This is a genomic window from Curtobacterium sp. MCBD17_032 (assembly GCF_003234855.1).
In the GTDB taxonomy this organism is placed as follows: domain Bacteria; phylum Actinomycetota; class Actinomycetes; order Actinomycetales; family Microbacteriaceae; genus Curtobacterium.
Genome location: NZ_QKTO01000001.1, coordinates 72,721 through 95,615, shown reverse-complemented (window position 1 = coordinate 95,615; position 22,895 = coordinate 72,721). Strand labels below are relative to the sequence as shown.

Below are 22,895 nucleotides of genomic sequence, written 5' to 3'. Positions count from 1 at the left end.
GACGGGAGGCTGGGCCCCAGCCCGGAACGCGCCTCCCGTCCGGCAGGTACCCTGGACAGGCAATCCAGCAACAACCGTGTATCTACCGGACGCCGGCACCCCGGCGGACAGCGGCGGCACCCGATGGGTCCGTCCGACAGGGGCGGGCCGAGAAGGCACACCCCCACCATGCTCCAACCGCGTTCCACCAGCGCGTCCCTGATCACCCTCGCCGGGCGGTCCTACTTCCCCATCGCCTTCATCGCGCGGCTCCCGTTCGCGATGATGGTCGTCGGCGTCCTGACCCTCGTCGTCGCCGCGCGCGACTCGGTCGCCCTCGGCGGCATCAACTCCGCGTCCGTCGGCATCGGCTCGGCGCTGTTCGGCCCGCTCGTCGGCGCCGCCGCGGACAAGTACGGCCAGCGCGCCGTGCTCGTCCCCGTCGGGCTCGCCAACGCGGTGCTGCTCGGCGTGCTGCCGTTCGTCGTGCAGAGCACCGCGCCGGACCTCGCCGTCCTCGCCATGTCCTTCCTCATCGGCGCGAGCGCGCCCCAGGTCGCCCCGATGTCGCGGACCCGACTGGTCGCGATCATCCGCGACCGGATGGACCCGAAGCGGCACGAGCGGGTCCTCAGCGGGACGATGGCGTACGAGTCGGCGGCCGACGAGACCGTCTTCATCGTCGGGCCGTTCCTGGTCGGCGTCCTCGCGAGCGCGATCGCGCCATGGGTGGCCGTCGCCGGTGCCTCCGTGCTGACCTTCGTCTTCGTGACGGCGTTCGCGCTGCACCCCACGGGTCGGCTCACGCTCGCGCACAGGTCCGACCCCCGCCCGGCGCCGGCCCGCGAGCTCCTCCGGCCCCGCCTGGTGGTCGTGGTCGTCGGCATCCTCGGCATCGGGTTCTTCTTCGGGTCGACCCTGACCGCACTGACCGCGTTCATGGCCGACCACGGCGGCTCGTCACGCGCCGGCCTGCTCTACGGGCTGATGGGGATCGGGTCCGCGGGGCTCGCGCTCGGGTCGGCGGCGTTCCCGCGGGCCTTCCGGCTCGGCTGGCGGTGGCTCGTCTTCGGCGCCGTGCTCCTCGGCTCCGCGGTCGTCTTCGCGACCGCGGACTCGGTGCTCGCGGTCGGGATCGTCCTCGCGGTGATGGGCATCGGCATCGGTCCGACCCTGGTGACGCAGTACAGCCTCGGGTCCGACCGCTCGCCGATCGGGCGCTCGGCGACGACCATGACGATCCTCGGGTCGGCGGTCATCGTCGGGCAGTCCATCGCCTCGGCCGTGGTCGGTGAGGTCGCGGAGCGCGCGGGTACGCCCGCTGCGATGGCGTTCCCGGCGATCTCGGCGGCCGTGGTCGTGCTGGCCGCGGTCGCGAACCTCGTGCTGTCCCGACGGGATGCCGTGCGCTGACCCGAGCTCGCTCGGGTACCTGCACCGGTTCTCAGCCGTCAGCTCTCCTCCCGCACTCCGGTCGTCGGGATGATGAGCCCGTGCGTCGCATCACCGTCATCGGTCTCGGGTCCGTCCTCGCTGTCCTGGTCGCCGCGGTCGTCGTCGTGGCCGTCCCCGGCCCGTCGGGCCCGACCGCGCCGTTGCCGCCGGCCGAGGCGTCGGCGAGCACCGTGGGCCGGGCGTTCCTCGACGCCGCCGTCCGCCGTGACTGCTCCGGGATGCGGGCGCTCTCGATCCCCGACGACACGAACTGGTGCCCGGCGAGCCTGTGGGACCGGTGGACCGGCGAGGGCGACCCCACCATGTCCTCCTGGGCCGGCCTGCGGGACGTCTCGGCCCCCACGGACACCGAGCAGTGCTTCGAGGTCACCCTCCGGCAGTCCGGGCTCACCGGGATGGCGGACGGGGAGGACACCTGGGGCTTCTGTGAGCGGCACTCCCGGCACGGCTGGCGGATCGTGTCGGAGGGGGTCGGGTGAGACGGCCCGCTCGCGCATCCACCCGCGGTCCGTGTAGGGTTCCGTCACCGAGGTAAAAGGCGCTGCTCTCAGCGGCGCACGAGCACGCGGCATCGAACGAGTCGCCACTTCTTCCCCAGAAGGAGTGTGCCCCGTGTCGCCCGACCCCGTGTCGCCCGACCCCGTGTCGCTCAGCCCCGTGTCGCCCAGCCCCTCTCGCTCCGGTGGTCGCGCGCCGGACGGACGACCACCCCGCCTCGCCGATGCCTGGACGGCCCTGGCGGGACTCTCCGCGGTGTTCCTGTTCGAGATGCTCGACAACTCCGTGCTCAACGTCGCCCTGCCGACGATCGGCCGTGACCTCGGGTCGTCGACGACGGGCCTGCAGTGGGTGTCGGGCGCCTACTCGGTCACCTTCGGCGGCCTCATGCTGCTCTTCGGAGCCGTCGCCGACCGGGTCGGTCGCCGCCGCGTGATGCTGTCCGGCCTCGTCCTGCTCGCCCTGGCGAGCCTGGCCACCGCGATGGTCACGACGACCGCAGCGCTCATCGTCGTCCGGGTCGTGATGGGCGTCGCCGCGGCGATGACCACCCCCGGGTCGATGGCGCTCGCGTTCCGGCTCTTCGACGACGATGGGCTCCGGCTCCGGCTGCGGGCGCTGACCGTCATCTCGACGGCGGGGCTCGTCGGACTGGCCGTCGGACCGACGATCGGCGGCTTCGTGCTCGCCGTCGCCCCGTGGCAGGTGCTGCTGCTGGCCGACGTGCCGGTCGCCCTGCTCGCCCTCATCGGGATCCGCCTCGGCGTCGCCGGCGACGAGTCGGCGGGACTCCGGCGTGACCCCGTCGACGTCGTCGGTGCCCTGCTCGGCACCCTCGCCACGGCGGGGGCACTCGTGACGCCGACCCTCCTGGTCGACGCGAGGAGTGCCTCCCTCCCGGGGTGGCTCGTCCTCGCCCTGACCGTCCTGGCCGCGACCGGCTTCGTCGTCCGGGAACGGACGGCACGGCACCCGCTCGTCGACCTCCACCTGCTCGCGCGCCCACTGGTGTCGAGCGGCCTCGCGTTCAAGGCCGCATCGGGACTCGCCGTCGCCGGGCTGTCCTACCTCGTCACGCTGCAGCTGCAGTTCGCCTGGGGCTGGTCACCTGCCGCGGCCGCCGTGGGGACGCTGCCGCAGGTCGTCGTGCTGCTGGCCGGCGGCCGCCTCGTCGGGCCGTTCGTCCAGCGGGTCGGCCTCCCGCGGGCCGCGTGGACGAGTGCGGCCGCGGTCGTCTCGGGGCTCGCGGTCTTCGGCGCCCTGAGCCGCCACGGCTACGTGTGGGTGCTCGTCGCGCTCGTGCTCGTCGCCGCCGGGATGCGGGTCGTCGGCGTCGTCGCGGGCGCATCCGTGCTCACGGACCTGCCCGCAGACCGGACCTCGGTCGGCGCCGCGCTCGTCGACACCGCGAGCGAGCTGGCGGGAGGTGCCGCGGTCGCCGTGGCCGGGACGATCGTCGCAGCCTCCGTCACGGGGAGCATCGCCACGACCACCTGGACGGCCGGCCGCCTCGCAGCGTTCCAGGACGCCCTCGCCGTCGCCGGCGTCGGACTGGCCGCCGTCGCCGCCCTGCTCGTCCTCGTCGGGATGCTCCGGAGTCGGCGCGCCGAACGGCCGGAGGGCACGGCCCCTCCCGCGGTCCGAACGGACCGTCCCGCCACCCCCGTCCCGCCCGACCGGAACCGCCCGACAGACCAGAACCGCCCGATCGACCAGACCACCATCCCCACCGAGGAGACCACCAGTGCCTGAGACCACGCCCCTGCCCCGCCCGCCGTTCGACCCCGAGTTCGTCCCGTTCCTCACCGCCGTGGACGAGCGCGGCCGCTTCCACCTCACCACCGAGATGCTGCCGCGGATGCGGGAGCTCGAGGTGACCGAGGAACAGCTCGACGACGGACTGCGCGCCCGCGGCCTCGAACGGCGCAGCATCACCGTGCCCGGGCACCTCGGCGACCCGATCGCCCTCGCCGTCATCCAGCGCATCGGCCGGACGGGACCGGCGGCCTGCGCGTTCGCGATCCACGGCGGTGGCATGGTCTTCGGACACCACCTCGGCAACCTCGAGTCGTACGACGAGTGGCTGCTCGTGCACGACGTCGTCCTCGTCAGCCCCGACTACCGCCTCGCTCCGGAGCACCCAGACCCCTACCCCGTCGAGGACTGCTACGCCGGGCTCGTCTGGACCGCCGAGCACGCCGACGAGCTCGGCGTCGACCCGGACCGCGTCGTCCTCGTCGGACAGAGCGCCGGCGCCGGCCTCGCCGCCGGCACCGCGCTCCTCGCCCGGGACCGCCAGGGACCGACCCTCATCGGGCAGGTGCTCGTCAGCCCCATGCTCGACGACCGGGACACGACCCGCTCGGCACGGCAGTTCGACGGTGTCGGTGTCGCCGACCGGGAGATGACCTCGTTCGGCTGGGACGCCTACCTCGGTGACCGTCGGGGTGGCGAGGACGTCTCCGTCCACGCCGCCCCGGGCCGCGCGACCGATCTCACCGGGCTCCCGCCCGCGTACGTCGACTGCGGCAGCGCCGAGGTCTTCCGTGACGAGACCGTCGCCTACGCGAGTGCGCTCTGGGCGGCGGGCGTCCAGGCGGAGCTCCACGTGTGGCCGGGCGCGTTCCACGGATCGACGAGCATGGTGCCGGGAGCGGTCCTGTCGCAGCGCGCCGTCCGCGCCCTCCGCGAGTGGACCGGACGCCTCCTGGACCGGGCGGTCTGACCGCGGTGTGGGCCGGGCCGGGTCGACCGGCCCGCCGGCGGGCCGCCCTGCCGGTGGGTCGCCCTGCCGGCGGTCAGGCCTCGGTGTCGTCGACCAGCAGGTCCTCGTGCCGGTAGTCGCCCGAGCGCAGCCCGGCGCGGGCGATCATGTGCGTCGACACCGGCACGAGGGCGAGCTGGAACACCATCGCCGGCAGGACCACCCAGAACGCCGTCCAGGTCCAGACCGCGACGACGACCGCCGCCAGACAGCAGGCAAGGCCGAGCACCTGCGGCTTCGACATCGCGTGCAGCCGGACCAGCGGGTCCGGGAAGCGCACGATGCCGATCGCCGCGGCCAGGGACAGCGATGCCCCGACGAGCAGCAGCGCGAGGGCGATCCAGGCGCGGATCCCGGCGTCGTCGAGGAACGCCTGGAGCATGTCCGTCATCTCGGTCATCGCCGACCTCCTGCCGTGTGGCCGTGCTCGTCCTCGGCCGCGGCGTCGTCGGCCTGGCCGGCGACCGCAGCTTCGTCCGCTGCCTGGACGGCATGCTCCGGCGTGGTGGCGTCCATGCCCTCGTCCTCGGGGTCGGTGGAGGGCGTGACGGCCCGTGCGACCGCCACGGTCGCGAAGACGCTCGTCGCGGCGATGACGACGAGCACCGGGACCGCACTGAGGTCCTGCCGGACGACGATCGCCGCGGCGATGACGAGCAGCACGGTGGTGAGCACCATGTCCGACCCGATCATCCGGTCGAGGATGGTCGGTCCGCGGACGATCCGGCCCACCGCCAGCGCGAGCGTCGCGCCGAGGAGCAGGAGCACGAGGGCGATCCCGACGCCCATGACGACGACGGCGGCGGTCACCGGGTCACCTCCGGCAGCGGCTCGGACAGCTCGGACACGTCCTGCTTCGACCCGATCGCGCGGATGACGAGCGCCTCGATGGTCATCGCCTCACGCCGGGCGTGGTCCACCTGATCGGTGCGTTCGGTGTCGAGCACGTGCAGCAGCAGGCGCCGGCGCCGCAGGTCCTCGTCGATGACGTAGGACCCCGGGACGAGCGAGATCGCGATGGTGGACAGCGTGAAGGTCATCTCCGAGGTGGTGTGCAGCTGGACGAGGACGATCGAGCTCGTCCGGACGCCCCGCGGCCGGACGGCCACCCACGCGACCCGGAACGACGCCGCGACCACGTACCCGGCCCACACGACGAGGAACCGGAGCACGTGGAGCACGGAGAACCGGGCGGACAGCGGGACCGGCGGCAGCGGCAACAGCTGCGTGACGAGCAGCGCGACGACGAGGCCGCAGAGCAGGGTGAGGGGTGTCCAGTTGCCCCACAGCAGCGCCCACAGCACGGTGAGGCCGGCGACCAGGGGCACGTCGTACCGCCACGCCAGGGCCATCCGGCGCGCGTTCGTGTAGCGGCGGGAGTCGCTCATCGCGCGTCACCTCCGAGCACGGCCTGCACGTAGCGGTCCGGCGACTCGAGTGACTCGGCAGCGCGGGTCGCGTAGCCGTAGAGCGGTCCGGCGACGACCGTCAGGGCGACCGAGCCGAGCACGGCCACCGTCGTCACCGCGACCATCATGCGGGGGAGCGAGGACCGGGCGTGCTCGGAGGACGGCGCATCGCCCTGGCGGTGCGCGTCGGAACGGGTCGGGTCGTCGAGCGTGCCGACCGAACCGTCCCCGGCCGGGGCGCGGACGACCGCACCGGGCGTACCGGCGGGGGCTGCGCCTCCCGTCCGGCCGTCGGCCGCGTCCTCGCCCGCGTCCTCGGGCACGGTGACGGGCGCCGGTTCGGGCGCCCGGAGGTGCTCGTGCGGCTCCGCGACGCTCGCGTGCGGCGCGGCCGCCTCGGCGGCGGGCTTCGGTCGCCAGAAGGCGGCGTCCCAGACGCGCATCAGCGCGTACAGGGTCAGGAGGCTCGTCACGACCCCGGCACCGATGGTCACGTACGCGAGGGGCGAGCCGTCCTCGGCCGCGGCGCGGAACAGGCCGAGCTTGCCGATGAAGCCGGAGAACGGCGGGATCCCGCCGAGGTTGAACGCCGGGACCAGGTAGAGCGCCGCGAGGAGCGGGGCCGCCCGGAGGAGGCCGCCGAGCGAGCGTGTCGACGTCGTGCCGCCCACGCGTTCCATCAGCCCGGACACGAGGAACAGGGTCGTCTGCACGACGATGTGGTGCACCGTGTAGAAGACCGCCGCCGCGGTGCCGACCACCGACCCGAGGCCGATGCCCATCACCATGAAGCCGATGTGGCTGATCAGGGTGAAGGACAGCAGCCGTTTCACGTCGGTCTGCGAGACCGCGCCGAGCACGCCGACGATCATCGTCAGGGCGGCGACCACCATCAGGACCGTGTTGAGCTGCGGCCGCGGGAAGATGATCGTCTCCAGCCGGATGATCGCGTAGATGCCGACCTTCGTCAGCAGGCCCGCGAACACCGCCGTCACCGGGGCCGGGGCCGTCGGGTACGAGTCCGGCAGCCAGAAGGCGAGCGGGAACACCGCGGCCTTGATGCCGAAGCCGATGAGCAGCATCGTGTGCAGCAGGAGCTGGACGTGCTCGGGCAGGTCGGCCATCCGCTCGCTGATCTGGGCGATGTTCACGGTGCCGGTCGCGCCGTAGACCAGCCCGATGGCGGCGAGGAAGATCGAGGACGAGATGAGGCTCGTGATGATGTACGTCGTGCCGGCCCGGACCCGCTGCACGCTGCCGCCGACGGTGATGAGCACGTAGCTGGCGACCAGGAGCATCTCGAACGCCACGTACAGGTTGAACAGGTCGCCGGCGATGAACGAGTCGAGGACGCCCGCCGCGAGGACGAGGTACGTCGGGTAGAAGATCGTGACCGGCGCGTCCTCGTCGTCGTCCGCCAGGCCCTGGCCGATCGAGAACAGCAGGACGACGAGCAGCACCGACGCCGACACGGTCAGGAGCAGGGCGCTCAACCGGTCGACCACGAGCGAGATGCCGTACGGCGCCTGCCACCCGCCGACCTGCACGACGATGGTGCCGTGCCGGTCGACGAGCACCATGAGCGTGACCGCGACCGCGACCGCGATGACGAGCACCGCGACGGTGATGGCGCGCTGCAGCTGCTGGTGCCGGAGCAGGCCGAGGGCGACGGCGGCCCCGAGCAGGGGGACGAGGACCAGGAGCGGGACGAGGGCGGTCACGGGCGGGCCTGCTCTCGGTCGGTGTCCTGCGGGGCGCTGATGTGCGGGTCGTCCTCGTCCTCGGGGGCCTTCGGGTCCGGTGGTGCCGCGTCGTCCTCCTCGGCGAGTTCCGGGTCGTCGTCGGTTGGGTCCTGGCGGTCCTGCCGGATCGCGACGTCCGCCTCGTCCACCGCGACCTCGTCGGCGCGGGACAGCCGCCACGAGCGGTGGATGAGCGCGAGGAGGAACGCGCTCACCGCGAAGGTGATGACGATCGCGGTGAGCGCGAAGGCCTGGGGGAGCGGGTCGGTGATGCCCTCCGCGGACTTCCCGATGGGCGGGCCACCCGCGGCGCCCGACATCGTCAGGAGCAGCAGGTTCAGTGCGTTCCCGAGGAGCAGGAAGCCGAGCAGCATCCGGGTCAGGGAACGCTCGAGGAGCAGGTAGACGCCGCACGAGAACAGCACGGCCATCGCGATGACGAGGACGAGGGTGACGGTCATGCGCTGGTTCCCTCCATGGTGTCGGCGGCGGGTGTGCGACGGTCCTCGATGCGCTGGCGGTCCACCTCGGCGCCGAGTGAGCGGAGGACGTCGAGCACGAGCCCGACGACGACGAGGTACACGCCGATGTCGAAGAACGTGGCGGTGACGAACTCGACGTGGCCGAGCACGGGCACGGTCGCCTCGAAGAACTCGGAGTACAGCGCCTCCTTGCCGGCGACCATCGGTACCAGAGCCGTGACCGCGGCCGTGGCGACGCCGAGCCCGAGCAGGCGCCCGGCCCGGATCGGCGCCGCGGCCCCGAGCTCGGCCGGACCGCCGGCGAGGTACCGGGCGGCGAGGGCGATGCCGGCGATGAGACCGCCCGCGAACCCGCCGCCGACCGCGTTGTGCCCGGCGAAGAGCAGGTAGATCGACAGCACGACCAGGCCGTGGAACAGCAGGCGCACGACGATGTCGAGCAGGGCGGAGCGGCCGGTGGGGATCGCCGCGCTCGTCGGCAGCCAGGCGCGCGGCTCCCCGTCGGCGCGGTCGTCACCGTTCGCGACCCCGGCCGGCATGTCCCGGAGTCGGGGCAGGGTGTCCTCGCGGGACTTCACGAAGATGAGGCTGGCGACGCCGGTCGCGGCGGCCACGACGACGGTGAGCTCCCCGAGGGTGTCCCAGCCGCGGAGGTCGACCAGTGCGACGTTGACGACGTTGAGCCCGTGGCCGAACGAGCTCGTCAGCGCGGGCAGGTCCGGCCAGAGCGGCCGGGCGGTGCGGGCCGAGGCGGCGACGATGACGACGATCGCGAGGGTGAGGCCGGCGAGCGCGGCGAACAGCGCCCGGAGGACCCGGAAGCGCGACGGGTTGGCGGTGCCGATCTTCGGGGGCAGGCGCCGGAGCACGAGCACGAAGGCGATGAGCGTGACGGTCTCCACGACGAGCTGCGTCAACGCGAGGTCGACGGCGCCGTGCAGCAGGAACAGGATCGACGTCCCGTACCCGGTGACCCCGACCAGCACGGCGGCCGCGAACCGGGTCTTCGCAGCGAGCACGGCCACCGCGGCGAACGACATCACGACGACGACCGGGAGCTGTCCCCACGTGTCGGCGAAGCGGACGTGGAACTCCCACGGGCCGCCCACGACCAGGTTGAGCAGCGCGCCGGCGACGAAGACCGACAGGATCACCGTCAGGTAGTACGGCAGCGAACCGCGCTGCAGGCTGGCGGTCAGCCAGGTGGCGAACCGGTCGAGTGCCCGCATGAGCCGGCGGTAGGTGCCCGACGCCGAGGGGGACCCGGCCAGGCGGTGCTGCACGGCCTCCACCCGGGTGCGGACGAGGAACAGGGCAACACCGGCGACGAGCGTCAGCGCGGAGATGCCGAGCGCTGGCTCGAGCCCGTGCCACAGCGCCAGGTGCGGGACCTCGCCGGAGCCGTGCCGGGCGGCCGCGGCGGCGGACTCGAAGCCGTGCGCGACGAACGGGGTCGCGAGGCCGAGCGCGAGTCCGGTGACGCCGAGCAGCGACGGGACGGCCCCCATCCCGTGCAGGGCGTGCGGCTCGGTCTGCGGGACCCCGGCCTTGCGGGCGAAGGTGCCCCAGAAGAACCGGCAGGAGTACGCCACGGTCAGGGCCGAGCCGACGGTGATGCCCACGAGTGCGGTCCAGGCCCACACCGCGTCCGTGCCGTGCAGCTCCTCGACGAAGCCGGTGAGCACGGCCTCCTTCGCGACGAAGCCGACGAGCGGCGGGATCCCGGACATCGACGCGAGCGCGAGCACGGCGACCGCGGCCAGCCAGGGGAGGCGTCGGCCCAGACCGCTGAGCTTCCCGAGGTCCCGGGTGCCGGCGACGTGGTCGACCGTCCCGACGACCAGGAACAGCGTCGACTTGAAGGTGGCGTGGGCCACGAGCAGCACGATGCCGCCGAGTGCGATCTCCGGCGCACCCCACCCGGCGGCGAGCAGCAGGAAGCCGAGCTGGGCCACGGTGCCGTAGGCGAGCAGGAGCTTGAGGTCGGTCTGCCGGAGCGCCCGGTACCCGCCGACGAGCATCCCGAGCACACCGAGGACCGTCACCGTCTCGCGCCAGCCGTCCATGAGCGCGAACGCCGGGGCGAGGCGCGCGACGAGGTAGATCCCCGCCTTCACCATCGCGGCGGCGTGCAGGTACGCGCTCACCGGGGTCGGCGCGGCCATCGCGGCCGGCAGCCAGAAGTGGAACGGCACGATCGCGGACTTCGTCAGCGCGCCGACGAGCACGAGCACGACGGACACCGACACCGCGGTGCCGGTCGGGGGAGCGGCGACGATGCCGGACAGCGAGGTCGTCCCGGCGGCGACCGAGATGACCACGAGACCGGCCAGCATCGCGAGCCCGCCCGCGGTGGTGACGACGAGCGCCTGCATGGCCGCTGCACGACTGGCCCGCTTCACGGCGTCGTGGCCGATGAGCAGGTACGAGAAGACCGTCGTGGCCTCCCACAGGACGAACAGCACGATGACGTCGTCGGCGATCACCAGGCCGTACATCGACCCGGCGAACGCGGTCAGGACGCCAGCGAACCGACCGAGTCCGGGCTCGTCGGCGTCGAAGTACGACGCGCAGTAGACGAGCACGAGTGCGCCGACCGCGGTGACGACGAGCGCGAGCACCCACGACAGGGCATCGACCCGGAACGCCAGGTCGAGCGCGAGTTGCGGGATCCACCGCACCCGCTCCGTGACACCGTCGCCGAGTGCGGCGGACGTCTGTGTCACCGTCAGGACGGCGGCGGCCGCGGGCGCGAGAGCGGCGACGAAGAACACGCGTCGCCCGAGCAGGGGGGTGAGTGCGGGGACGACGAGTGCGATCACGCCGAACGCGATGAGGACGGTGGACAAACGGGCACCTCCTCGGGGGTCGGGCTGCAGTCCGGCTCTCTTGGTACCTCACAGCCTACGGAGAGGTGCATGAGCAGAGCCTGTGCGGCCGGACAGGATCCTCCGCGCCGGGGGAGACTGCTCGGTCCGGCCGACGCGTCCAGCCTGCTCGTCCGGACGCGTCCTCGCCCGCCGATCTGGGATGATCGGGTGGACGGCGCCTTCCCGCGCGCCGCGGAGGGTGACCGGGTGGACGCAGCAGAACAGGCGGTGCTGCACCTCGTCGGCACCCCGTGGGCGTTCCTCGCCGTCGGTCTCGTGCTCGCCGTCGGCAGCGTCGCGGTGTTCCTGCCGAGCCAGGCGATGGTGGTGGCGATCGGCACGCTCCTGGTCGGTGGCGACGGCGGGCTCCTGCCGGTCCTCCTCCTCGTCGTCGCGGCGACGATCGGCATGGTGCTCGGCGACCTCGGGCTCTACCACCTGGCCCGGTCGGCCGACCTCGGCTCGAAGTCGTGGTTCGCGCGGCCGAAGGTCCGGAAGGCCCGGGAGGCGATCGACGAGCGCTACCGCGCAGCCCCCGGGCGCATCGCGGTCCTCGGCCGGTTCATCCCGATGGGACGGCTCACCACGAACCTGGTCGGTGCCGACAGCGGGCTCGACGCCCGACGGTTCCTGTTCGCCTGCCTGCTCGCCGACGTGGTGTGGGCGGCGTACTGCGTGGCGATCGCGGCGGCGACCGGGAGCTGGAGCCGTGACCAGCCGTTCCTCGTGACGGTGGTGGCGGTCGTGGCGTCGATCCTGCTCGGGCTCGGCATCTCGGCGGTCGAGAAGGCCGTGCGCCGACACAGCGGAGCGGTCGCGGCGCGCTGAGAGCCCCCGGCGACCGACCGGCCGCGACGGACCGGGTGCCGCACCGACCCACGCCCGTAGGGTGGCGGGACCGTCCGCGTCCGGAGGAGGACCCGTGTCCGAGTCGATCACCGACCTCGTCCCCGACCCCACCGCGCTCGAGACCCTCGACACCGGCAGCACCTGGGCCGAGGGGCCGTGCTGGATCCCGACGACCCGCACGCTCCGCTGGTCGGACATCCCCGGCGACCGGATCATGCAGTGGTCCGCGGCGGAGGGCACGGTGTCGGTGTACGCCGACGACGTGGAGTACACGAACGGCCGGACCCTCGACCGGGACGGATCGGTGGTGCAGTGCTCGCACGGGCTGCGCCGGGTCGAGCGTGACCGGGACGGCACCGTGACGCCGGTCACGTCGTCCTGGGGAGGGGTCCGCTACAACTCGCCGAACGACGTCGTCGTCACCCGGGACGGCAGCGTGTGGTTCACCGACCCCGCGTACGGCATCACGCAGCCCCGCGAAGGGCACCCCGGCGTGCGCGAGTACGGCGACCACTGGGTGTTCCGCTGCGGACCGGACGGCGAGGACCTCCGCCCGGTCGTCCTCGACGTCGACGAGCCCAACGGCCTGGCGTTCTCGCCCGACGAGCGCGTGCTGTACGTCGCGAGCTCGGACCGGAACCGGCCGGTGATCCGCGCGTACGACGTCGGAGTGGACCCGGACGCGGCCGGGGCGCCGGGCCTCCGGGTGAAGAACGGCCGCGACCTGGTGCGTTCCGCCCCGGACGAGGGCGTGCCGGACGGCATCCGCGTCGACGAGGCCGGACGGATCTGGTCGTCCTCCGCCCTCGGGGTCGTCGTGTACACCGCGGACGGGGCCCGGATCGGCATGGTCCCGGTCCCCGAGGTCGTGTCGAACCTCTGCTTCGGCGGCGACGACGGGCGCACCCTCTTCATCACGGCGACGACGTCCGTGCACCGCATCCGGACCACGACCCGGGACGCCGCCCGTCGCTGACGTATCCTGACCCGGCCATGCAGTGCGACTACTTCGACCGCGGGGTGTGCCGGTCGTGCACCCTCATGGGTCAGCCATACGGCGACCAGGTGCTCGACAAGGAACTCCGGACGCGGGAGCTCCTCGCCGACGCGGTCGAGGCCGCCGGCGGACCCGGATCGGTCGAGTGGCTCCCTGCGGTCACGAGTCCGGAGTCGGGGTACCGCAACAAGGCGAAGATGGTCGTCGGCGGCTCCGTGCAGCACCCCACCGTCGGGATCCTCGACGAGCGTCAGCGCGGCGTCGACCTGCGCCACTGCGGGATCTGCACGCCGGGCATCCAGCGGGCGCTCCCGGTGCTCGCCGGGTTCGTCTCGTCCGCCGGACTCATCCCGTACGACGTCCGCCAGCGCCGCGGCGAGCTGAAGTACGTGCTCGTCACCGAGTCGCCCGACGGCGGGCTCATGGTGCGGTTCGTCCTCCGCTCCGAGGGGCAGCTCCCGCGGCTCCGGGACCACCTCGACGAGCTCCGTCGGGTCCTGCCGCACGTGGTCGTCGTGACCGCGAACCTCCTGCCGGAGCACAAGGCCGTCACGGAGGGGGACCGGGAGGTCGTGCTCACCGAGCAGCAGACGCTCCCGATGCGCCTCGGCCCCGTGACGATGCACCTGCGCCCGCAGAGCTTCTTCCAGACGAACACGTCCGTCGCGACGCAGCTGTACGCGCAGGCGTCCGCGTGGATCGACGAGGTCGACCCGGCGTCGATGTGGGACCTGTACTGCGGCGTCGGCGGGTTCGCGCTGCACGCGGCACGGCCGGGTCGTGCGGTGACCGGCATCGAGACGAGCCGGGAAGCGATCGTGTCCGCGAAGCAGTCCGCCCGCGAGGCCGGCCTGACCGACGTCCGCTTCGCCGCGGACGACGCCACGGCGCACGCCCTCCGCGCCCGTCCCGACGCGACGCCCGAGCTCGTGGTCGTCAACCCGCCACGGCGCGGCATCGGGGCCGAGCTCGCAGGGTGGTTCGAGTCGTCGGACGTGCGCCACGTCGTCTACTCGAGCTGCAACCCGGTGACCCTGGCGCGCGACCTCGCGGCGATGCCGTCGTTCCGGTTGCGGCGGGCACGCGTGCTCGACATGTTCCCGCAGACCGGGCACCTCGAAGCGGTCACCCTGCTGTCGCGGGACTGACGGTCGGGAGGTGCGGTGCGGGCGTGCCGCGAGCCTCCCGTCCGTCCCGGATACGGTCCGGACCGCGATTGCCAGGGAACTCGGAAGGTCGTGTACCCGGGTACAACCCGATCGCCAGCGGCGCGGCGATCGGGCTCCACCCGATGCGGGGAGGGGTACATACCACTGATGGGCAGAACCCTTTGTCTCGGTTTGATAACGAGCGAGATCTTCCTATGGTTGCCCCCCGTGACACCGGCGCGGAGGCTGCCCCCGGTGACGCCATCAGACTGACCGCGATCGGTCGGGGTGGGCAGCCGGCGTCGGGAACGACGAGTGCGACCCCGGTGGAGCAACGACATGAAGAACCACACCCGAACCCGCGCCCTCGTCGGCGGACTCGCCTTCGCCGGCCTCGCCGCGACGGGCGTCGGTCTCGCGGCTGCACCGGCGAGTGCGGCCAGCGGCTCGACCTGGGACGCCCTGGCAGCATGCGAGGCCAGCGGCAACTGGGCCGCGAACACCGGCAACGGCTACTACGGCGGCCTGCAGTTCACGCAGAGCACCTGGGCGGCGAACGGCGGCACCGGCAGCCCGGCCGCCGCGAGCCGCGAGACGCAGATCGCCGTGGCCGAGAACGTCCTGGCCTCGCAGGGCTGGGGCGCCTGGCCGGCCTGCTCCGCGAAGCTGGGCCTGAGCGGCACCAGTGGCGCGGCGCCGGCACCGGTCCAGCAGCCGGCCGCGCCGGCACCGGCCCCCGCCGCCCCGGCGGCGCCCGCGCAGCAGGCGGCCCCGGCGCAGCAGGCGGCGCCCGCACCGGCTCCGAAGGCGGCCCCGAGCACGCCGGCTCCGTCGGCGACCGCGAGCAAGCCGGCCGCGGTGCCCACGAGCGGCAAGACCGTCAAGGTGGTGTCCGGCGACACGCTCGACTCCATCGCGACGAAGCTCGGCATCGAGGGTGGCTGGAAGCAGCTGTGGGCGGCGAACACGTCGACCATCGACGACGCCAACCTCATCTACGCGGGGCAGACCCTGCAGCTCCCGGCCTGACGCAGCGCGTCACGCGGCCGATCGGAAGCGCCCCACGACCTCGGTCGTGGGGCGCTTCGTCGTGTGCGGCCCGTGCCGATCGAGCCCGTTCCGCCTCGGCCCGTGCCGACTCAGCCCGTGGCCGTGGCGTGCCCTGCGGCGTGCTCGGCGAGCCATCGGCCGACCTCGTCGGACCGCAGCGCGATCGACAGGCTGGTCAGTTCGGGACGGTCCACCTCGACGTAGGCCTGGCCGTCCGGGCTGGTGCCGCCCCCGGCCGTCGGCAGTGTGAACGTCTCGAGGTCGTGCGGGCTGATCCCGCGGAGCGACCAGCCGAGGTCGACCAGGGCCGCGAAGGTGAGCCCCGGGTCGACCGACAGGTGGGCGCTGGTCGCGCTCACGAACCGCTGCACGGCCGCGGGGTCGGTCAGGGTGTCGCTCGACAGGACCCGGTCGAGGAGGGCCCGCATGAACGCCTGCTGGTTGCGGACACGGGTGCGGTCGGCGTCCGGGAAGGCGTAGCGCTCCCGGACGAAGGTGAGTGCTGCTGCCCCGTCGAGTTCGTTCGGCCCCTGGACGAAGTGGTGCCCGCGGGCGTCGAAGGCCTCCGGGGACTGCACCGTGACCCCGCCGAGCGCGTCGGTCATCCCGACGAAGCCGGCGAAGTCGATCTCGGCCACGTGGTCGATCCGCACGCCGAGGAGCTGTTCGACGGTCTGCACGGTGAGCGGGACGCCACCCCACGAGTAGGCGGCGTTGATCTTCGCCCTGCCGTGTCCCGGCACGTCGACCCAGGAGTCGCGGAGGATCGACATGAGGGAGACGTGCCTGCGGTCGCCCGAGACGTGCGCGAGCATCAGGGTGTCGGACCTGCCACCGGCTGCGCCGTCGTGCTGCGGGTCGAGCCGTTCCCGCGAGTCCGACCCGATGAGCAGGACGTCCAGCGCCTCCCCGTCGTCGTGCGGTCGTCCTCCGCTGGGGAAGGGGTCATCGAGCACCGTCCGTCCTGCGTCGTAGCGCTGGGCCAGACCCCCGATGAAGGTGCTGAGGACGACGGCGAGCACCGTGGCGACCGCGGTGAGCGACCCGACGGTGGCGAGCAGTGCGACGAGCAGCGGGCGGTGACGCGAGGTGCGAACCGCGGCACGGCGACCGGACATCCGACTCCCTGGGGACAGGTCGGCCCTGGCGCCGACACCACCAGTGTGTCACATGTCAGATTGCACGAGCAGGGCCGGTGTCCGTCCGATGGGCCCGCGCGCCGGCGAGGATCGCTCCGAGCCGTCGGCGCAGCTCCGGGTCGTCCGGCAGGACCTCGCGCTCGATGTGCCGCGCGGTCTCCCACATCCGTCGTCCGTGCTCGGTCACCGTCACCACCCGGCGGCGTCCGTCGTCCGGGTGTGGGCCGCGCTCGATCATCCCGTCGCGCTCGAGTCGTTCGAGGGTGCGGGACATGGTCTGGGGCTGGACCCGGGCGGCCCTCGCGATGACGTCGGCACCGGTCGGTCCGTTCCGGAGGGCGATGTCGAGGGCGATGAGTGCGGCGTGCTGCAGGCCGATGGCCCGGAGTCGCTCGTCCCATTCACGTTCGACGGCGCGGGAGGCCGCGGCGAGCAGGCGGCCGATCGGCCACTGTGCGGACTCGTCCTCCATGGCCCGAGTCTACGATGGGGCGCACGGCGCTGCGGGGCGACGAAAAGTGATCAGCATGCTGACGATCAAGGTACGCTGTGCCCGTGCCCCGACTCCTCCGCATCGTGATCCCCGCCCTCGTGGTCCTCGTCTGGCTGGTCCTCGCCGCGGTCGGCGGCCCCTTCGCCGGTCGGATCTCCGAGGTCTCGACGACCGACCAGACCGCGTTCCTGCCGGCGTCCGCGGACGCGACGACGGTGCAGGAGCGCAGCCGGGACTTCCGGGACGCCGGCGGCGCACCGGCCATCGTGGTCCTCGAGCGCGACGGCGGCCTCACCCGCGCGGACACCAGCACGGCCGCGTCGCTCGCCGAGGCGCTCGCGGACCGGGACGACGTCGACGCCGTGAGCCCGGTCATCCCCAGTGCGGACGGCGACGCGGTCGAGATCGTCGCGACCCTCACCGCAGCCGCCGACCCCGGCGACACGGTCGAGGCCGTCCGCGCCGACCTCGAGGACACCCTGCCGGAGGGGCTCAGCGGGTACGTCACCGGGCCGGCGGGCTTCACCGCCGACCTGACCGCGGCGTTCGCCGGCATCGACGGGCTCCTGCTCGGCGTCGCGCTCGCCGCGGTGCTCGTGATCCTCGTCGTCGTGTACCGCTCGCCGCTGCTGCCCGTCCTGGTGCTCACGACCGCGGTGTCCGCCCTGACGGCGTCGATCCTCGTCGTCTGGGTCCTCGCGGACGCCGGGGTCGTGACCGTCAACGGGCAGGTGCAGGGCATCCTGTCGATCCTGGTGATCGGCGCCGCCACGGACTACGCGCTCCTCTACACCTCCCGCTACCGCGAGGCCCTGCGCGACCACCGGACCGGCTGGGACGCCACGACCGCCGCGCTCCGCGGCAGCGTCGAACCGATCGTCGCCTCCGGGGGCACGGTCGTCGTCGGGGTCCTCTGCCTGTTGCTGTCCGACCTGGACTCCAACAAGGCGCTCGGGCCGGTCGCGGCGATCGGCATCGCGTCCAGTGTCCTCGCCGCGCTGACCCTCCTGCCCGCGCTGCTCCTGTGCTTCCGCCGAGCCGCCTTCTGGCCCCTCCGGCCGGTCGCGGGCAGCGCCCACCCGGTCCTCACCGGACCCGACGCCCGCGGGCTGTGGGCACGCGTCGGTCGCCTCGTCGGCCGACGACCGCGGACGGTCTGGATCGTCAGCACCGTCGCGCTGCTCGGCATGGGCACCGGGCTCCTCGGCCTGCGCGCCGACGGCGTCCCGCAGAGCGACCTCGTCGTCGGGCAGTCCCAGGCGCGCGACGGTCAGACCGTGCTCGCCGAGCACTTCCCCGGTGGATCGGGCAGCCCGGCGCTCGTCCTCGGCGACGCGGACCGCATCGACGCCCTCGCGGACGCGGTCGCCGACGCCGACGGGGTGGACAGCGTCTCCGCGGTCGCGCAGGACGCGCCGTCGGGCACGGTCCCGGTCCGTGCTGCCGATCCGGCCCGGGACGGGGCACCTGCTGCCGCACCGACGGTGTCCCGCGGGCAGGTGCTGCTCGAGGCGACGCTGTCGGACCCGGCGGACTCCGAGGCCGCGGAACGCACGGTCCGCACACTCCGCACCGAGGTAGAGCGTGTCGACCCGGGAGCGCTCGTGGGCGGCGTCACGGCGACGGCCGTCGACACGGACGACACCGGCATCCGGGACCGCACCGTCATCATCCCGGTCGTGCTCGCGGTGATCCTGCTCGTCCTCATGCTGCTGCTCCGGAGCGTCGTGGCGCCGCTCGTCCTCATCGGCAGCGTCATCGTGTCCTTCGCCGCCGCACTCGGCGTCGGCGCGCTCGTCTTCGACCACGTGTTCGGGTTCCCCGGTGCCGATCCCTCGGTGCCGCTGTTCTCGTTCGTCTTCCTGGTCGCGCTCGGTGTGGACTACAACATCTTCCTCATGACCCGGGTCCGCGAGGAGACCCTCCGCCACGGTCCGCGCGAGGGCGTGCTCCGCGGGCTCGCCGCGACCGGTGGGGTCATCACCTCTGCCGGGGTGGTGCTCGCCGCGACCTTCGCAGCGCTCGGTGTGATCCCGATCCTGTTCCTCGTGCAGATCGCCTTCGTCGTCGCGTTCGGCGTCCTGCTCGACACCGTCGTGGTGCGCTCCCTCCTCGTCCCGGCGCTCGTGCTCGACCTGGACCGCCGGGCCTGGTGGCCGTCGCGCCTCTCGCGCCGACCCCGTGACATGTGACACGCTGATCGCATGCCAGTGCCCTCGACCCAGCCCGCCGCGGAGCGCAAGCTCCTCCGCGACACCGTGCAGGACAAGATCCGGACCGCGATCATGGACGGCACGCTGGAGCCCGGTGAACGGCTGAACGACGACGACCTCATCGCCTGGCTCGGCGTCTCCCGCACCCCGATCCGCGAGGCTCTGGCCGAGCTCGCCCGGGCCGGCCTCGTCGAGATGGCGCCGAACCGGTACACCCGCGTCGCCGCACCCACGGCGGCCGAACTGCTCGATGCGTACCGGACGCTCGGCGTGATCTACGGCGGTGTCGTCCGGCTCGCGGTCCCCCGGTTCACCGATGCGGAGCGCCGCCAGGTCGTCCGGACGCTCGACGACGTGCTCGAGCGGCTCGGCGCGGGCCAGCAGGCCGAGATCGTCCGTGACGGCGCGGACATCTACGCGATGTGGGCGGACGCCTGCGGCAACGCGTCCCTCGCGCAGCTGTGCCGGGCCACCACCGACGGACTGGCCTTCCGGCTCCGGGTCCCCGAGATCGCCGAGGTCGTGCCGCCGGACGAGATCACGCCCGCGATCCGCGACCTGCGCGACGCGGTCGTGGCGGTCGACCCGATCGCCGCGGAACTCGCGATGGAGGCCGCGCACCTGCTGCCCAGCCGGAGCTGAGCCGGCGGGGCCGGCCGGGTGGGGGGCCGACCGCCCGGTGCTCAGCGGGGCAGGACCCCTGTGGCGAGCCCGACCGACCAGAGCGCGACGATCGCCACCACCGCCGCGAGGTGCCACCACCGGTGCATGACGAGCACGGCGGCGAACTCGCGCAGGAAGGCGCTGGGCACCGCCTGCCTGGCCGTCGGGGCACCGAGCACGCGGGCGTCCAGCCCGGTGCGCCGAGCCGTGATCGCCGTGCGCATCACGTGGTAGTCGTTCGTGACGACGAGAATCCGTCCGTGCACACCGGCGTCCCGGAGGACCCGGTGCGAGAACAGGAGGTTCTCGCGGGTGTTCCGGGAGCGCGGCTCCCGGAGGACGAGCGTCGCGGGGACGCCGTGGTCGACCAGGTACTCGGCCATCGCGTCGGACTCGGTCCGGTCCTCGTCCTCGCCCTGCCCGCCGGACGCGACGACCACCGGTGTGCGCCCGGTGGCCTCCGACCGTCGGGACACCTCCACCGCGCGGTCGAGGCGGGACCGCAGCATCGGCGACACCTGGCCGTGCACGAGCCCGCACCCGAGCACGACGACCGCCTCGGCCTGCTCGGTCACGCGGACGTGGGCGTACGCGAGCGCGGCGCCCAGGAAGGCGAGGAAGACGAGGGCGACGTACCCGGCGACCGCCAGGACGAGCACGAGCACCGCGGAGCTGGCGTGGGTGTCGACCGACGCGAGCACGACGACGAGGGCGTCGAGCGTGAGCAGCGCGGTCCCCGCGACGAGTGCGAGGAGCCTGGTGAGGCTGCGGGCACCGCGGCGGAGGGCACGGACGCCGTTCCCGACCAGGAGCGCGGCGACGAGGGCGCAGCACACGGCGAGGACGGACAGGAGCACCCTGCGACCGTACTGGGCGACCATGTGCGGACGGCGCGTGGTGCGGGGTGGTGGCCCGGGCCTCCCGGAGGGGTCCGTACAGGTCGTCCAGCCGGAACCCATGTCATCCGCGAGCCCCACCGTTATGGTTCTCCCCGTGACGAACGCACCCGAGGAGACCAGGCCGCGCCGTGCCGACCGCGCCGTGCCGCCCCGCCACGGGCGCCGGAAGCACCACTGGGGAGTCGTGCTCCCCGCGGTGGCGGGCGTCCTGACCATGGCCGTGCTGCTGAGCGGTGGGTACGCGGCCTACGCGTACAACCGGCTCGCGAGCAGCGTCACGAAGGTGGACGCCATCGGCAGTGCGCCGCCGGCGGAGGACGACGTCGACGGCAGGGCGATGAACATCCTGCTCGTCGGGGACGACCACCGGCCGGACAACGCCACCCCCGAGCAGCTCGCCGAACTGAGCACCGAGACGGACGGCGGTGCGACCAACACCGACACGATGATCGTCCTGCACATCGCGGCCGACGGTCGCAGCGCGACGATGATCTCGTTCCCGCGTGACTCCTACGTCGACATCCCGGGCGTCGGCAAGGGCAAGCTCAACAGTGCCTTCGAGTACGGCACCCGTGACGGCGGCGGCGAGAGCGGCGGTGCGAAGAAGCTCATCGCGACGATCCAGGGCCTCAGCGGGCTGACGATCGACCACTACGTGCGGGTGTCGCTGCTCGGCTTCTACGAGATCGTCAAGCAGCTCGGCCCCGTGAACGTCTGCCTGAACCAACCCGCCAAGGACGCGTACTCCGGCGTCGACCTGCCCGCCGGGGTCTCGGAGCTGGACGCCAAGCAGGCGCTGTCCTTCGTCCGTCAGCGGCACGGCCTGCCGAACGGCGACCTCGACCGCCAGGTCCGGCAGCAGTACTTCCTGTCGCAGGAGGCCCGCAAGATCCTGTCGGCCGGCACGCTCCTCAACCCCGTGAAGACCACCAAGATCATCGACGCGATCGGCAGCTCGGTCGAGACCGACCAGGGGCTCGACCTCCTCTCGCTCGCGCGGCAGACGAGCAACCTCCGCCCGGCGAACATCAAGTCCGCGACCATCCCGATCCTCGGCACCCCGACGATCTACCCGAACGGGTACGCCCTGTCCGTGGTGGAGGTCGACACCGCCGGCATGCCCGCGTTCGTCCAGGGACTGGTGGGGGAGCCGCCGGCCTACACGGAGGCGAAGGCCGCCGACCCGGCATCGGTCTCCGTCACGGTGACGAACGGCAGCGGGGTCACCGGTGCCGCCGCCGCGGCGAGTGCGGTGCTCACCCAGCGCGGGTTCCAGGTCGGTGCCCCCGGGTCCTCGCCCACCACGGCGACGACGATGGTGCAGTACCCGGTCGGCCAGGAGGCGCAGGCGAAGGCCGTCGCGTCCGTCGTCCCCGGCGCGGTGCCGGTCCAGAGCACGACGGTGCAGGGGGTCACGCTGGTCCTCGGTACGGACGGGAAGACGCCCTCCGCCCCGGCCGCGGAGACGGCGGAGCCGACGCAGCCGTCGTCCCCGGCGGAACCGTCCGAGGAGGCGGCAGCGCCGGAGCCGACCGAGCCGAGCCCGTCGTCCACCGCAGTGCACGAGTACGGCCAGGAGGGCGTCTGCATCAACTAGCGTTCCCCGCCCTCGTCCAGGGTGGCATGTCACATTCTCGTCGTGGACGAGGAACTGGAGCGGCGCCGGGACGAGGAACGCGCCCTGCTGTCGCGGGTGGCTGCCGGAGACCGGGCGGCCTTCCGGCTGGTCGACCAGCGGTTCCGCCCCCTGGTGGAACTCGTCGCCCGGAGGGTGTCGGGGGACAGCTGGCTCGCGGAGGACGTCGCCCAGGACGTGATGCTCGAGGTCTGGCGTCTCGCTCCTCGCTACGACCCCGCGCACCCGGTGGCCACGTGGATCCGGACGATCACCACGCGTCGGACGATCGACCGGGTGCGGAAGGCCCAGGCGGACCGGGAGCGTGACCGTCGGATCGGAGCGCGGGACGCCGAGCTCGTCGACCACGGTGCCACGGAGCGCGCGGAGGCCGTCCTCGACCGGCGCGACCTGTACCGGGCGATCGGCGCGCTCCCGGAACGGCAGCGACGAGCGGTCGTCCTGCGGTACCTCGCCGAGTTGTCCGGGCCCGAACTCGGCCGGGCGCTCGGCGTCCCGACCGGCACGGCGAAGACCCGGGCCCGCGACGGGGTGATCACGTTGCGCCGCGCTCTCGGTGGCCCGTCGACGCACGACGGGCAGCGGTGTCCCCGTGCCTCCGGGTAGGTT

Annotated in this window: 21 protein-coding genes; 12 read left to right on the top strand and 9 right to left on the bottom strand. The window is 73.1% G+C overall.

Annotated elements, in window-relative coordinates; translation table 11 throughout:
• Window positions 1-168: 168 nt before the first annotated feature.
• The 4 genes from DEI91_RS00445 (at window position 169) to DEI91_RS00430 (ending at window position 4,657) form a co-directional block, all read left to right on the top strand.
• A complete protein-coding gene (locus DEI91_RS00445) occupies window positions 169-1,392 on the top strand; it encodes an MFS transporter (RefSeq protein ID WP_111050446.1) in 1,224 nt (407 codons plus the stop codon).
• Window positions 1,393-1,472: 80 nt separating this feature from the next.
• On the top strand, window positions 1,473-1,913 hold the full coding sequence (locus DEI91_RS00440; protein WP_111050445.1) for a hypothetical protein: 441 nt from the start codon (window positions 1,473-1,475) through the stop codon (window positions 1,911-1,913).
• A gap of 133 nt (window positions 1,914-2,046) precedes the next feature.
• A complete protein-coding gene (locus tag DEI91_RS00435) occupies window positions 2,047-3,684 on the top strand; it encodes an MFS transporter (protein ID WP_309148033.1) in 1,638 nt (545 codons plus the stop codon).
• On the top strand, window positions 3,677-4,657 hold the full coding sequence (locus tag DEI91_RS00430; RefSeq protein WP_111050444.1) for an alpha/beta hydrolase: 981 nt from the start codon (window positions 3,677-3,679) through the stop codon (window positions 4,655-4,657). Before DEI91_RS00435 ends, DEI91_RS00430 begins: the two co-directional genes overlap by 8 nt.
• 73 nt (window positions 4,658-4,730) lie before the next feature.
• On the opposite strand, the gene mnhG is transcribed toward DEI91_RS00430, so the two are convergent.
• From mnhG to DEI91_RS00400, 6 genes are read right to left on the bottom strand one after another with little or no spacing between them, the layout of a single operon-like run.
• Window positions 4,731-5,096, bottom strand: a complete 366-nt coding sequence (gene mnhG, locus DEI91_RS00425) for a monovalent cation/H(+) antiporter subunit G (protein ID WP_111050443.1) — start codon at window positions 5,094-5,096, stop codon at window positions 4,731-4,733.
• Window positions 5,093-5,506, bottom strand: a complete 414-nt coding sequence (locus DEI91_RS00420; RefSeq protein WP_111050442.1) for a hypothetical protein — start codon at window positions 5,504-5,506, stop codon at window positions 5,093-5,095. Before DEI91_RS00420 ends, mnhG begins: the two co-directional genes overlap by 4 nt.
• The gene (locus DEI91_RS00415) at window positions 5,503-6,084 is read right to left on the bottom strand and encodes a Na+/H+ antiporter subunit E (protein ID WP_111050441.1); all 582 of its coding nucleotides are present in this window, start codon (window positions 6,082-6,084) and stop codon (window positions 5,503-5,505) included. Before DEI91_RS00415 ends, DEI91_RS00420 begins: the two co-directional genes overlap by 4 nt.
• Window positions 6,081-7,826, bottom strand: coding sequence for a Na+/H+ antiporter subunit D (locus DEI91_RS00410; RefSeq protein WP_111050440.1), 1,746 nt, complete (start codon window positions 7,824-7,826; stop codon window positions 6,081-6,083). The genes DEI91_RS00415 and DEI91_RS00410 overlap by 4 nt, the downstream gene beginning before the upstream one ends.
• The gene (locus DEI91_RS00405; RefSeq protein WP_111050439.1) at window positions 7,823-8,308 is read right to left on the bottom strand and encodes a Na(+)/H(+) antiporter subunit C; all 486 of its coding nucleotides are present in this window, start codon (window positions 8,306-8,308) and stop codon (window positions 7,823-7,825) included. Before DEI91_RS00405 ends, DEI91_RS00410 begins: the two co-directional genes overlap by 4 nt.
• Window positions 8,305-11,178 (bottom strand): Na+/H+ antiporter subunit A, encoded by a 2,874-nt coding sequence (locus DEI91_RS00400; RefSeq protein WP_111050438.1) that lies wholly within the window; start codon window positions 11,176-11,178, stop codon window positions 8,305-8,307. Before DEI91_RS00400 ends, DEI91_RS00405 begins: the two co-directional genes overlap by 4 nt.
• 228 nt (window positions 11,179-11,406) lie before the next feature.
• Here DEI91_RS00400 and DEI91_RS00395 point away from each other — a divergent pair, with 228 nt between their 5' ends.
• The 4 genes from DEI91_RS00395 (at window position 11,407) to DEI91_RS00380 (ending at window position 15,222) form a co-directional block, all read left to right on the top strand.
• A complete protein-coding gene (locus tag DEI91_RS00395) occupies window positions 11,407-12,027 on the top strand; it encodes a DedA family protein (RefSeq protein WP_181439406.1) in 621 nt (206 codons plus the stop codon).
• Window positions 12,028-12,121: 94 nt separating this feature from the next.
• On the top strand, window positions 12,122-13,024 hold the full coding sequence (locus tag DEI91_RS00390) for an SMP-30/gluconolactonase/LRE family protein (protein WP_258374234.1): 903 nt from the start codon (window positions 12,122-12,124) through the stop codon (window positions 13,022-13,024).
• Window positions 13,025-13,041: 17 nt separating this feature from the next.
• A complete protein-coding gene (rlmC, locus tag DEI91_RS00385) occupies window positions 13,042-14,193 on the top strand; it encodes a 23S rRNA (uracil(747)-C(5))-methyltransferase RlmC (RefSeq protein ID WP_111050436.1) in 1,152 nt (383 codons plus the stop codon).
• Between the two features lie 339 nt (window positions 14,194-14,532).
• The gene (locus DEI91_RS00380; RefSeq protein ID WP_111050435.1) at window positions 14,533-15,222 is read left to right on the top strand and encodes a transglycosylase family protein; all 690 of its coding nucleotides are present in this window, start codon (window positions 14,533-14,535) and stop codon (window positions 15,220-15,222) included.
• A 110-nt stretch (window positions 15,223-15,332) separates the two neighbouring features.
• On the opposite strand, the gene DEI91_RS00375 is transcribed toward DEI91_RS00380, so the two are convergent.
• Complete coding sequence (locus DEI91_RS00375) at window positions 15,333-16,361, bottom strand: LCP family protein (RefSeq protein ID WP_111050434.1); 1,029 nt, start codon at window positions 16,359-16,361, stop codon at window positions 15,333-15,335.
• 55 nt (window positions 16,362-16,416) lie between these two features.
• Window positions 16,417-16,854 carry a MarR family winged helix-turn-helix transcriptional regulator gene (locus DEI91_RS00370; protein ID WP_111050433.1) on the bottom strand — a complete coding sequence of 146 codons (438 nt, stop codon included), beginning with the start codon at window positions 16,852-16,854 and terminating at the stop codon, window positions 16,417-16,419.
• Between the two features lie 83 nt (window positions 16,855-16,937).
• Here DEI91_RS00370 and DEI91_RS00365 point away from each other — a divergent pair, with 83 nt between their 5' ends.
• Window positions 16,938-19,067, top strand: a complete 2,130-nt coding sequence (locus DEI91_RS00365; RefSeq protein ID WP_111050846.1) for an efflux RND transporter permease subunit — start codon at window positions 16,938-16,940, stop codon at window positions 19,065-19,067.
• 12 nt (window positions 19,068-19,079) lie between these two features.
• The gene (locus DEI91_RS00360; protein ID WP_111050432.1) at window positions 19,080-19,730 is read left to right on the top strand and encodes a GntR family transcriptional regulator; all 651 of its coding nucleotides are present in this window, start codon (window positions 19,080-19,082) and stop codon (window positions 19,728-19,730) included.
• Window positions 19,731-19,771: 41 nt separating this feature from the next.
• On the opposite strand, the gene DEI91_RS00355 is transcribed toward DEI91_RS00360, so the two are convergent.
• A complete protein-coding gene (locus DEI91_RS00355) occupies window positions 19,772-20,608 on the bottom strand; it encodes a YdcF family protein (RefSeq protein WP_181439405.1) in 837 nt (278 codons plus the stop codon).
• 136 nt (window positions 20,609-20,744) lie between these two features.
• Here DEI91_RS00355 and DEI91_RS00350 point away from each other — a divergent pair, with 136 nt between their 5' ends.
• Together DEI91_RS00350 and DEI91_RS00345 are read left to right on the top strand one after the other, a co-directional pair.
• Window positions 20,745-22,247 (top strand): LCP family protein, encoded by a 1,503-nt coding sequence (locus DEI91_RS00350; RefSeq protein ID WP_258374233.1) that lies wholly within the window; start codon window positions 20,745-20,747, stop codon window positions 22,245-22,247.
• Between the two features lie 42 nt (window positions 22,248-22,289).
• A complete protein-coding gene (locus tag DEI91_RS00345) occupies window positions 22,290-22,892 on the top strand; it encodes a sigma-70 family RNA polymerase sigma factor (RefSeq protein ID WP_181439403.1) in 603 nt (200 codons plus the stop codon).
• Window positions 22,893-22,895 lie beyond the last annotated feature (3 nt).